This window comes from Nostoc sp. ChiVER01 (assembly GCF_034531155.1).
In the GTDB taxonomy this organism is placed as follows: Bacteria; Cyanobacteriota; Cyanobacteriia; order Cyanobacteriales; family Nostocaceae; genus Nostoc.
In genome coordinates, this window is the sequence record NZ_JAVRBS010000031.1 from 80,219 (window position 1) to 91,449 (window position 11,231).

Here is an 11,231-nt window from a genome sequence, read left to right on the forward strand (position 1 = left end):
ATTTACTATTCACAGTAAAAGTTTATTGCTGCTGGAACCACTCCCCAAAGTGTTATGGATTTCAAACTCTCGGATGCAGCCAAAGACCGTTTAGAGGATCTCGTTTACCGCGCAAAAACTGAAGGTCTTACAGGAAGTGACCAGCGAGAGTTAGATCATTTCCTCACGCTAGAGCATATTATGAGGTTGGCAAAAGCAAGAGCTACTCAGTATATTAACCCTAAATAAGTATTCAAAATCTCTCGTCCATATATTAATGCAGAACTGCGACGTTTAGTTAGCGATCGCGCCGCCCATATATGCGAGTATTGTTTATATCCAGAAGTAGACGGCTTAGGTTTTCAAGTTGACCATGTAATAAGTGTCAAACACAGTGGCTCAACAAAGTCTGAAATAGCTGATTAGCTGATTAACCAGGGTTTTACCCTCAATTGCTAATCGCTCTCCTGGATTTGGCGGCACTGTCATCGCTGCCAAGTATTAAATAACTCCGTTAATAGTTGAAAGTTAACTGTTGTCATCACACGCCGAAACGTCGAGTAGCAGGGAAACTTAGTAGTATCTTTGAGATTTAACAGTTCTATTAATCTTTGTCGATACGTAAGTGTAAAGTCTTCCAGTGGTCGATAGCCCCAATATCCGGTCATCGCTCCCAGCAGTGTCAGCAACAGCACCAACCATAATTCATGCCTCCCCCCTCGGATATGGCGATAATCACCGAATTTGTTGTAACTGCTCAATCAGATTCATCTTGTTTTCAACCGTGAATGCTTAAATACCCTTATCAGTATTTTGATTTTTCTACGGTTATATGAAACCACCCTGCATCGCAGCTTTTTAAGTGGAGGAACCAAAATTAAAGTCCCCTTTTTTAGGGGGGATTTAGGAGGATCTAAAACTATTTGATACAGAGAATAGGACTTTTCAAACATCCTCTAAAGGCTATGTTGATTTTTTTTAGCTTAATTAAGTAGCTAGGTGCAATTAAATATAAAACGCTCCAGTGTGTATTCACCTGGTTTGCTACGAGTTTTCATCCCATCCATCACAGCAATCGCTAAATCGTACTCATTATCAAACATCTGTCCGGCAATTTCATGACTTTTGAGTTGATGCCACTGGGTTTCAATCGGATTCATCTGGGAACAATAAAGAGGCAAAAAGAAAACGAATAGGCCTTGCTGTTGCCAACGTGTCCACTGTTGACGTACCAAAAGACTGGTATGAAGGGAGCCATTATCCTGCACGACCACGGTGAGACGACCTGTTTGCTCCAAGATTTGTGAGGCTTTATGTGCCATCCAATCCATCACTTTAATGTAGCTCTCGCCCTTGAATCCGCCTTGAGCCAGGGCATACTCAAACCGTTCGCCCGGTTGCCACAAGCCCAAAATGCTAATTCGGTTGCCATAGCGATTCGGGGTTTGCTCCATCCGTTTCTGCTCTCCAATGCGACTATAACTGTAGCTGACTGGACTCCAGAGGCAAAAAGAAAGCTTCATCGAGATACTTGAGTTCAATATACCCCTCCTGCGCGGCTAGCTTTAAGGTGTCCAAGTCTGCCTGCTTGAGTGCCTTTTTTACCGGGTCTTGTTTGCGACTATGGCTGTTTCTGGTTCGTTTCCAGCGATAGTTTTTTTTTAAGCAATCGTCTCAATCGGTCACTACTCAAATCCACTAAACGCTCTTGTTGCAGTTTCTGAGCTAATTGCACACTGTTATAAGTTCTGGGTTCTTGCTCCAAACACTCCGTCAGGTAATCTAGGTCTGGTGCTTGCCACTTTGGTTTGGCTCCCCGCCCTGAGGCTTCCCACAGTCCCCCTAATCCTCCTTCTTCCCATCGCCCTATCGTTGCTCTGACCGTATGAGCATGGCACTCGAACATCTTTGCAATCGCTGGTACATTCCATCCCTGAGCATTCAGGCGCAACATATGCGCTCGGTCACGGGTTCTTTGAGCAAGAGAGTGAGCCAGTCGCAGTTCCGTTAAGGTTCGGTCTTCCTCTGTGGTCAGAATGATGCGTAAAGGGGCAGGCATAACAACCTAATTTAGCATTTTTTCTATCTTATAATTAATTCCACCCACCTACTTAATACAGAAGTTAATTAGAGGTTTTAACTGAATTTGAAAGCATAATGCAAAACCGTTACTGTTGTTACATGCTAATCAACATTAATGTTTTTAAATAATTATCAGCGTCTATCTGCGGTTCATGGATATCCCAATCATAATTAATCCCATATCACAATTACCGCTAGAAGTAACAGAAAACCCTCAAGATTTACCTCTATCACCTCAAGGTGCAGAGGTAATTTTAGGTAACATTATTGAACCAGAAGAATTAGTTATACCTGTAGCACCCAATGCCACAACAATGTTTGGGCCTCGTGGTGCTTGCTTGTTATCAGAAACTGGCCCATTATGGGTATCAGATACAGGACATCATCGATTATTAGGATGGCAAAATTTACCTACAAGAGATAGTCAACCGGCTGATTGGGTAATTGGACAGCCTGACTTTTATCATGAAGGACAAAATGCTAAAACTACAGCAGGAAGAGCAACTTTAAGTGTACCAACAGGGATTTGTGCTTGCGGCAAAGGGTTAGCAGTAGCAGATGCTTGGAATCATCGGATTTTGATTTGGAAGAACTTACCAGAAGATAACAATGTTCCAGCAGATTTGGTGTTAGGACAAGTTAATTTTACTGATAATGAACCAAATCAAGGAAATCAAACAGCATCTGCTAGTACAATGCACTGGCCCTATGGTGTTTTCTATTATCAAAGACGCCTATTTATTGCTGATACTGGTAATCGAAGAGTATTAATTTGGCATCAATTACCAACAGAAAATGGCCAACCTGCTGATGTAGTTTTGGGACAACCAGATATGATATCTCGCAATGAAAACGGTGGTGCTTCTCCAACCGCAGCGAGTATGCGTTGGTGTCACGACATCACCTTTTGGGGAGAAAATTTGGTTGTCAGTGATGCAGGTAATCATCGAGTAATGATTTGGCAGGGGATACCAACAGAAAATAATACTCCTTGTGCAGTGGTTTTAGGACAAAAAAGCTTTGATTTTGTGGAAATGAATCAAGGAGTTTATTTACCAAGTGCCAGTAGTTTGAGTATGCCTTATGGTGTGGGTGTGGCTGGTGATTGGTTAGTAGTTGCAGATACCGCTAATTCTCGTTTGTTAGGATGGAGGAAGCCAGAATCAATTTTATCAGTGCAAGGTGCGGCGGCAGATGCCCTTGCAGGACAAATAAATTTTCAAAGTAAAGGTGAAAATCGTGATTTTGGGCTGCCAAAACGAGATAGCTTAAATTGGTGTTACGGGATAAAAATTTGTGGCAAAACAGCAATCATAGCTGATTCTGGAAATAACCGAATTTTGCTTTGGCAGTTTAATAATTCGTAATGGGCTACGCCCCGCTACGCCCCGCTACGCTAAAGTAATTCGTAATTTTGGAAAGTCAGATTTATATGGCGACTGAAGAAATTAGAGTTCGCGGTACTGTTCAAGGAGTAGGATTTCGCCCTACTGTATATCGTCTGGCTAAAGCCTGTGGTTTGCTTGGAGATGTTTGTAATGATGGGCAAGGTGTATTAATTAGGGTATCTGGTAGTGAGGAAGCATTAACAGAATTTGTTGCCAGATTGCAAACAGAATGTCCACCATTAGCAAAAATTAATCAGCTAACTAGAATTCCTTATGAAGGTAACTTTAACTTTAACAATTTTGTGATTTCTACTAGTGTCAGTAATGCCATTAAAACAGAAATTACCCCTGACGCAGCTACTTGTCCGCAATGTCAACAAGAAATATTTGACCCTTTTAGCCGCTTTTATCGCTATCCCTTTACTAACTGTACTCATTGCGGCCCCCGCCTGAGTATTATTCGTGCGATTCCTTATGACAGAACCAATACCAGTATGTCTGCGTTTGCTATATGTCCAGAATGTGCAAAAGAATACCACGATGTCGAAAATCGGCGTTTTCACGCCCAACCTGTAGCTTGTTATGCTTGCGGCCCTTCAGCTTGGTTAGAGCGCGCTGATAGTAAATCGGTTACTGCTTCCATGTTCTCCATGCTAGATGATGTTGATGCCGTTTGTACCTTGTTGCAAAAGGGTGAGATTATCGCAATTAAGGGCTTAGGTGGTATTCATCTGGCTTGCGATGCAACTCAGGAAACCGTTGTACAAAAACTGCGTCAGCGCAAAAAGCGCTATCATAAACCCTTTGCTTTAATGGCGCGAGATATTGAGATAATTGAACAATATTGTAGTGTCAACGCCAAAGAAAAAGAATTATTGACAAGTTCTGCTGCACCAATTGTTTTACTACAAGCAACAGGTAAAAAAGTAGCACCATCGATAGCATCGGGGCAAAATACCCTTGGTTTCATGCTACCTTATACGCCCTTACATCATTTAATTTTGCGGCGGATGAATCGCCCAATTGTTTTAACAAGTGGCAATCTTGCTGATGAGCCACAATGTATTGATAATGACGAAGCAAGAGAAAAATTACGGGCAATCGCTGATTATTTTCTCTTTCACAATCGAGAGATTATTAATGGGGTAGATGATTCTGTTGTGAGAGTTATCGGCGATAAAGTCCAAACAATTCGCCGTGCTAGAGGATATGCACCAGCACCAATTAGTTTACCATTAGGATTTCATAATATACCGCAAATTTTAGCAATGGGTAGTGAGTTAAAAAATACCTTTTGCCTGTTGCGTGAAGGAGAAGCGATTCTATCTCAACATTTAGGAGATTTAGAAAATGCTGCGGCTTTTAATGCTTATCAAGAGACTTTGAATTTATACTTAAATTTATTTGAACATAAACCAGAAGTAATTGCCATTGATAAACACCCTGAATATCTTTCCAGCAAACTTGGTAAAAAACTCACAGATACAAATCAAATTCCAATTCATCAAATCCAACATCATCACGCGCATATCGCCGCTTGTATGGCAGAAAATGGGATTCCTTTAGATTCGCCTCCGGTATTAGGCATTGCTTTAGATGGTTTAGGTTACGGTGATGATAATACATTTTGGGGTGGAGAATTTCTTTTAGCAGATTATCGGAAATTTCAGCGACTAGCAACATTTAAACCAGTAGCAATGATTGGTAGTGAACAAGCAATTTATCAGCCTTGGCGTAATACTTATGCCCACTTAGTAGCTACTAACCTTTGGGATGATTACCAACAACAGTATGCTGATTTAGAAATCGTAAAATTTCTGAAAAATAAGCCACTAAAGCTACTTAATCAACTTATAGAGAAAAAAATTAACTCTCCTTCAGCTTCTTCAGTGGGGCGGCTGTTCGACGCAGTAGCGGCAGCTATCGGTATTTATAGAGATGAATGTAGCTATGAAGGACAAGCTGCGATCGCAATGGAAGCTATAGTATATGTTAGTAGCTTAAATAATGATAAAGAAACGCTAATCTATCCTTTTAACTTTAGCTTTTCAGATAGTATTTACTGTATAGACCCGCGTCCAATGTGGCAAGCATTGCTCCATGACTTACAGCAGCAGATTCCACAACAAGTTATGGCTGCCAAATTTCACGAAGGTTTAGCGAATGCAATTGTGGAAATGGTTAAGCATCTTTCTCAAGAAAATCTGATTTCTCAGGTAGCCTTAACAGGAGGAGTATTCCAAAATTGTATATTGTTACAGCAAGTTACCAAACGATTAGAAAAATTGGGAATAAAAGTACTTACTCACAGCTTAGTTCCAGCTAACGACGGCGGCTTATCTTTAGGACAAGCAGTTATTGCAGCCGCACAATTAATACATAAGTATTAATATTTGAAAACTCAGAAATAATTTTCTCTGTGTTCTTTGCGCCTCTGTGTTTAGTTTATCTTCAAAATAAAAAAATGTGCTTAGGAATCCCCGGACAAATTATAGAAATTACCAATGTTAACCATAAACTAGCCTTAGTTAATATTGGTGGTGTGAAGCGCGAAGTAAATATTGCCTGCATCGTTGATGAACAACATCCACCCGAAGCTTGTATTGGTGATTGGGTATTAGTCCATGTTGGCTTTGCTATGAATCGAATTAACGAACAAGAAGCAGCAGAAACATTACAACTATTCCAAGAATTAGCAGCAGCGCAAGCAGGGATTAGTACTTAAATAATATTTTTTCTCACACATAAAAAGAGTTTCAAACATCTTTCTTTCTTTCTCTTCTTTCGCGTCCTTCTCTTTGAGACACTTCGTGAACGCGCCTTCTCTGCGAGACGCTGCGCGAACGCGGTTCGTTAAAAAAACTCCCTATCACAAAAGCGAAATTAACTGATATACTCCCTATGAAATATGTTAACGAATTCCGTGAACCGGAAAAAGCAGAAGCCTTACGCTGCGAAATCACAAAATTATGCCATCAGCTAGAAAAACCCATCAAAATCATGGAAGTATGCGGCGGACATACCCATTCCATATTTAAATACGGTATCGAAGAAATATTACCCCAAACCATCGAACTAATTCATGGGCCTGGTTGTCCAGTATGCGTTATGCCAAAAGGGAGATTAGATGATGCGATCGCAATCTCTCAAAATCATAACGTCATTTTTGCCACCTTTGGCGACGCAATGCGAGTTCCCGGTTCTAAAACCACTTTACTGCAAGCTAGGGCACAAGGTGCAGACATCCGTATGGTGTACTCTCCCCTAGACAGCCTGCAAATTGCCAGAGATAACCCCGACAAAGAAGTAGTTTTCTTTGCATTAGGCTTTGAAACCACAGCCCCCAGCACTGCCTTCACGATTCTGCAAGCAGCAGCCGAAGAAATTCATAACTTTAGTATGTTTTGCAATCACGTCCTCGTGATTCCTGCCCTCAAAGCACTGCTAGATAATCCAGACTTACAACTAGATGGATTTGTTGGCCCTGGCCATGTCAGCATGGTAATTGGCACTGACCCATATCAGTTTATTTCCCAACAATATAATAAGCCAATAGTCGTCTCAGGATTTGAACCCTTAGATATTCTCCAATCAATTTGGATGCTATTGCAACAGCTAGTAGAAAATCGTTGTGAAGTTGAAAATCAATATAACCGAATTGTCCAAAAAAGCGGAAACACAGTAGCTCTGCAAGCGATAAATAAAGTTTTTGCAGTGCGAGATAGTTTTGATTGGCGCGGCTTAGGTGACATTCCCTATTCAGGATTAAAAATTCAACCTGAATATGCCCAATTTGATGCCGAACTTAAATTTACCATTCCTAACCTCAAAGTAGCCGACCATAAAGCTTGTAAATGTGGAGAAATTCTCAAAGGAGTCTTAAAGCCTTGGGAGTGCAAAGTATTCGGTACAGCTTGCACACCAGAAACACCAATCGGTACTTGCATGGTATCTTCCGAAGGCGCTTGTGCAGCCTATTACAAATATGGACGACTCTCCACCATTGCCAAAAAAACAATCAACCAAAAACCAAAAATAACTCAAGTACCTCTCCCCGCCTGCGGCTTCTCCTCAGACTTTTAATACTCCGCCTACCTCTGCGCTTCCCTTTGCGTTCCTTTGCGTTTAAAAAAATTTTAATTATGAATATTTCTCCCACAAACCCAATCCAAAAAATAGAACAAGTCCACCGTCGCCCAGGAAAAGTGCAAGACACTCATATAACTCTCGCACATGGTAGCGGTGGTAAAGCCATGCGTGATTTAATAGACGAAATATTTGTCAGCAATTTTGAGAACCCCATTCTCTCACAACTAGAAGACCAAGCCAGCTTCAACCTAACCCCTCTCCTTCAACAAGGAGACAGACTCGCATTTACAACAGATTCATACGTTGTAGACCCGTTATTTTTCCCCGGAAGTGATATAGGAGAATTAGCTATAAACGGCACAGTTAATGATTTAGCTGTCAGTGGTGCTAAACCTTTATATCTAACTTGTAGCGTAATTTTAGAAGAAGGATTACCTGTAGAAACTTTACGCCGTGTCGCAGCCAGTATGAAAGTAGCCGCAGAAAAAGCGGGTATTCAAATTGTTACCGGTGACACAAAAGTTGTACATCGTGGTGCTGCCGATAAACTCTTTATTAATACTGCTGGTATTGGTATTATCCCGCAAGGAATTAGTATTTCTTCCTACAATATTAAACCTGGAGATGCAATAATAATTAATGGTGAAATAGGCAATCATGGGACAGCAATTTTAATTGCCCGTGGGGAATTAGCTTTAGATACTAATATTGAAAGTGATTGTCAGCCGTTACATAGTTTAGTAGAAAATATTCTCCATGTATGTCCCCAAGTTCATGCTATGCGAGATGCTACACGCGGTGGTTTAGCTACAGTATTAAATGAATTTGCTCTCAGTTCAAATGTGGGAATTCGTCTATACGAAGAATCTATTCCAGTGCGAGAAGAAGTCAACGGAGTTTGTGAAATTCTCGGTTTAGACCCATTGTATTTAGCTAATGAAGGTAAGTTAGTTGTAGTAGTTCCAAAAAAGAATGCTGAAAACGTTTTATCAGCTATGAAATTACACCCATCAGGCAAAGATGCTTGTATTATTGGCGAAGTTATTTCTTCACCCACGGGTATTGTATTGTTAAAAACAGTTTTTGGTGCTGAAAGGATTGTTGATATGTTGGTAGGCGACCAATTGCCACGAATTTGTTAATATTTAATAGATTTTATTGTATGCACGAACTTGGAATTACCAAAAATATTGTGGCAATTGTAGCTGAACACGCCAAAGGCGCAAAAGTGCAGCGAGTTTTATTAGAAATTGGTAAACTTTCAGCTATTATGCCCGACGCTATCCTGTTTTGTTTTGATATTTGCACCCAAGGCACAGTTTTAGAAGGGGCGACATTAGAAATTTTGGAAATTCCCGGCTTAGGGCGATGTCCCCAATGCGGTGCAGAATTTTTTTTAGATAAACCATTTGGTATCTGTAACTGTGGTAGCGGGCAATTAGATTTAATTACTGGTGAAGAATTGAAAATTAAAGAAATAGAAATAGAGGAATTATGTGTGTAACCTGCGGTTGTTCTGATGATGGCGAAGTCAAAATTACAAATTTAGAAACAGATAAAGCTGAACATAATCATACTCACACTTTACCAGATGGAACTGTCATCACTCATTCCCACAGCCATGACACGCATATAGAAGTGTCTCAAATTCATGCCAAAATACACAATACAACGATATCTTTAGAACAAGATATATTAGCAAAGAATAACCTGCTAGCCGCCCAAAATCGGGGATGGTTCAAAGGTCGAAATATTCTCGCCTTAAATTTAATGAGTTCTCCCGGTGCTGGTAAAACAACTCTTTTAACGCGCACCATTAATGATTTAAAACATCAATTATCTATTAGTGTCATTGAAGGCGACCAAGAAACTGCTAATGATGCCAGAAAAATTAAAGAAACTGGTTCTAAAGTCATCCAAATCAACACGGGAACAGGCTGTCATTTAGATGCATCAATGATAGACAGAAGTTTACAACAACTAAATCCGCCACTGAACTCAGTTGTGATGATTGAAAATGTCGGAAATTTAGTTTGTCCAGCTTTATTTGATTTAGGAGAACAGGCAAAAGTCGTGATTCTCTCAGTCACAGAGGGAGAAGATAAGCCGATAAAATACCCGCATATATTCCGTGCTAGTGATGTAATGATTCTCACTAAAATTGATTTACTGCCTTATGTAGATTTTGATGTGCAAAAGTGCATAGAATATGCTGTGCAGGTGAATCCCCAAATTCAAATTTTTCAGGTTTCCGCAACTACTGGTACTGGGTTAGATAGTTGGTATAAATGGATAACTGAAAAGGTGGTAGGATAATTTATGAAGCGATGCTTACGGTGGTCACTGAGCTTGCCGAAGTGCTGGCTACGCCTACGCAGCATACCCTACCATACATTCATGAGTGACTTGACAATAGAAAAATTACGCCCGGAAGTTAAAAATAATTTCCGGGTGTAGGTTTGTTGGCTTTAAATTATAAACTTATCAGACTAATTTCTCCAAAATTCTAGATAAGCTGGATATCCAAACTAACCGCGAAATTAGCAGGCTTATTCTCAAGAGTCGCAAATTGAGTTCCTTGGAATAACAATGCACCAGTCGCGTCATTGTAGCTGAAAGCACTAACGTCAGTAACACCAAATCCAATTTTAGAAATTTGAATCTTGTCACCTTCCACCCGACTGAAGTCCTTGATAACGTCAACTCCTTCAAGTTTAGAATTGAAGACAAATTGATCGGCGCCAGCACCACCAGCAAGAATATCATTGCCAACTCCGCCAACCAGAAGATCGTTGCCAGCACCACCACGCAGAACATCGGCGTATTGTGAACCAGTAAGTTCAAATCGTTCAATATTGCTGTAGCTGAGTAAAGTAGCGGTATTTACACGGCTGAAGATGGCATTTTGTCCATTAAATCCGACATCAACGCCAGCCCCATTGCTCAACTGGCTGTAATCTGCAACTAAAGTATCAGTGCCAGCGCCGCCATCTACAATACCATCTGTGTCAGCGATTCTGTCGTTGCCATCGCCACCGTTGAGCGTATCATAGCCAACACCACCAAAAAGCAGGTCATCACCAGCGCCACCATTAAGAATATCATTGCCAGCACCACCACGCAGGACATCGGCGTATTGTGTACCTGTAATTTCAAATCGCTCAATATTGCTGTAGTTGAGTACAGGATTTCCAGTCAAGCGGCTGAAGATGGCATTTTGTCCAGCAAATCCGACATCAACACCAGCTCCATTATTCAACTGGCTGTAATCTGCAACTAAAGTATCAGTGCCAGCACCACCATCGACAATACCATCTGTGTCAGCGATTCTGTCGTTGCCATCGCCACCGTTGAGCGTATCATAGCCAACACCACCAAAAAGCAGGTCATCACCAGCGCCACCATTAAGAATATCATTGCCAGCACCACCACGCAGGACATCAGCGTATTGTGAACCAGTAAGTTCAAATCGTTCAATATTGCTGTAGCTGAGTAAAGTAGCGGTATTTACACGGCTGAAGATGGCATTCTGTCCATTAAATCCGACATCAACGCCAGCTCCATTATTCAACTGGCTGTAATCTGCAACTAAAGTATCAGTGCCAGCGCCGCCATCAACAATACCATCTGTGTCAGATATTCTGTCGTTGCCATCGCCACCGTTGAGCGTATCATAGCCAGCACCACCAAAAA

Annotated in this window: 11 protein-coding genes and 1 pseudogene; 9 read left to right on the forward strand and 3 right to left on the reverse strand. The window is 41.0% G+C overall.

What is annotated here, in order from left to right:
- Window positions 1-24: 24 nt before the first annotated feature.
- Window positions 25-228 carry a hypothetical protein gene (locus RMY00_RS29670; RefSeq protein WP_322650970.1) on the forward strand — a complete coding sequence of 68 codons (204 nt, stop codon included), beginning with the start codon at window positions 25-27 and terminating at the stop codon, window positions 226-228.
- Window positions 229-297: 69 nt separating this feature from the next.
- Complete coding sequence (locus RMY00_RS29675) at window positions 298-405, forward strand: HNH endonuclease (protein WP_322650971.1); 108 nt, start codon at window positions 298-300, stop codon at window positions 403-405.
- 59 nt (window positions 406-464) lie between these two features.
- Here the strand turns inward: RMY00_RS29675 and RMY00_RS29680 are convergent, their stop codons facing one another.
- Both RMY00_RS29680 and RMY00_RS29685 read right to left on the reverse strand, forming a co-directional pair.
- Complete coding sequence (locus tag RMY00_RS29680; protein WP_322650957.1) at window positions 465-740, reverse strand: transposase family protein; 276 nt, start codon at window positions 738-740, stop codon at window positions 465-467.
- Window positions 741-974: 234 nt separating this feature from the next.
- A pseudogene (locus RMY00_RS29685) lies at window positions 975-2,038 on the reverse strand (IS630 family transposase).
- Between the two features lie 175 nt (window positions 2,039-2,213).
- Between RMY00_RS29685 and RMY00_RS29690 the strand changes: the two are divergent.
- The 7 genes from RMY00_RS29690 (at window position 2,214) to hypB (ending at window position 9,854) form a co-directional block, all read left to right on the forward strand.
- A complete protein-coding gene (locus tag RMY00_RS29690; RefSeq protein WP_322650958.1) occupies window positions 2,214-3,428 on the forward strand; it encodes a hypothetical protein in 1,215 nt (404 codons plus the stop codon).
- A 65-nt stretch (window positions 3,429-3,493) separates the two neighbouring features.
- Entirely contained in the window at window positions 3,494-5,839 is a 2,346-nt protein-coding gene (gene hypF, locus RMY00_RS29695; RefSeq protein ID WP_322650959.1) for a carbamoyltransferase HypF, read from the forward strand.
- Window positions 5,840-5,913: 74 nt separating this feature from the next.
- Window positions 5,914-6,174: a HypC/HybG/HupF family hydrogenase formation chaperone gene (locus RMY00_RS29700; RefSeq protein ID WP_190940095.1), complete on the forward strand. Its 261-nt coding sequence runs from the start codon at window positions 5,914-5,916 to the stop codon at window positions 6,172-6,174.
- Window positions 6,175-6,350: 176 nt separating this feature from the next.
- Window positions 6,351-7,532, forward strand: coding sequence for a hydrogenase formation protein HypD (hypD, locus tag RMY00_RS29705; RefSeq protein WP_322650960.1), 1,182 nt, complete (start codon window positions 6,351-6,353; stop codon window positions 7,530-7,532).
- 59 nt (window positions 7,533-7,591) lie between these two features.
- Window positions 7,592-8,680, forward strand: coding sequence for a hydrogenase expression/formation protein HypE (gene hypE / locus RMY00_RS29710; protein WP_322650961.1), 1,089 nt, complete (start codon window positions 7,592-7,594; stop codon window positions 8,678-8,680).
- A gap of 20 nt (window positions 8,681-8,700) precedes the next feature.
- Window positions 8,701-9,042, forward strand: a complete 342-nt coding sequence (locus RMY00_RS29715; RefSeq protein WP_322650962.1) for a hydrogenase maturation nickel metallochaperone HypA — start codon at window positions 8,701-8,703, stop codon at window positions 9,040-9,042.
- Entirely contained in the window at window positions 9,033-9,854 is an 822-nt protein-coding gene (hypB, locus tag RMY00_RS29720; protein WP_322650963.1) for a hydrogenase nickel incorporation protein HypB, read from the forward strand. Before RMY00_RS29715 ends, hypB begins: the two co-directional genes overlap by 10 nt.
- Window positions 9,855-10,044: 190 nt before the next feature.
- Here the strand turns inward: hypB and RMY00_RS29725 are convergent.
- Window positions 10,045-11,231 (reverse strand): calcium-binding protein (locus RMY00_RS29725; RefSeq protein WP_322650964.1); only part of this gene is annotated, 1,187 nt, incomplete at its 5' end.

Excerpts from the sequence above, each read along its gene's own strand:
- hypD (WP_322650960.1), top strand. The coding sequence starts at position 6,351 with ATGAAATATGTTAACGAATTCCGTGAACCGGAAAAAGCAGAAGCCTTA.
- RMY00_RS29690 (WP_322650958.1), top strand. The coding sequence starts at position 2,214 with ATGGATATCCCAATCATAATTAATCCCATATCACAATTACCGCTAGAA.
- RMY00_RS29700 (WP_190940095.1), top strand. The coding sequence starts at position 5,914 with ATGTGCTTAGGAATCCCCGGACAAATTATAGAAATTACCAATGTTAAC.
- hypB (WP_322650963.1), top strand. The coding sequence starts at position 9,033 with ATGTGTGTAACCTGCGGTTGTTCTGATGATGGCGAAGTCAAAATTACA.
- hypF (WP_322650959.1), top strand. The coding sequence starts at position 3,494 with ATGGCGACTGAAGAAATTAGAGTTCGCGGTACTGTTCAAGGAGTAGGA.
- RMY00_RS29715 (WP_322650962.1), top strand. The coding sequence starts at position 8,701 with ATGCACGAACTTGGAATTACCAAAAATATTGTGGCAATTGTAGCTGAA.
- hypE (WP_322650961.1), top strand. The coding sequence starts at position 7,592 with ATGAATATTTCTCCCACAAACCCAATCCAAAAAATAGAACAAGTCCAC.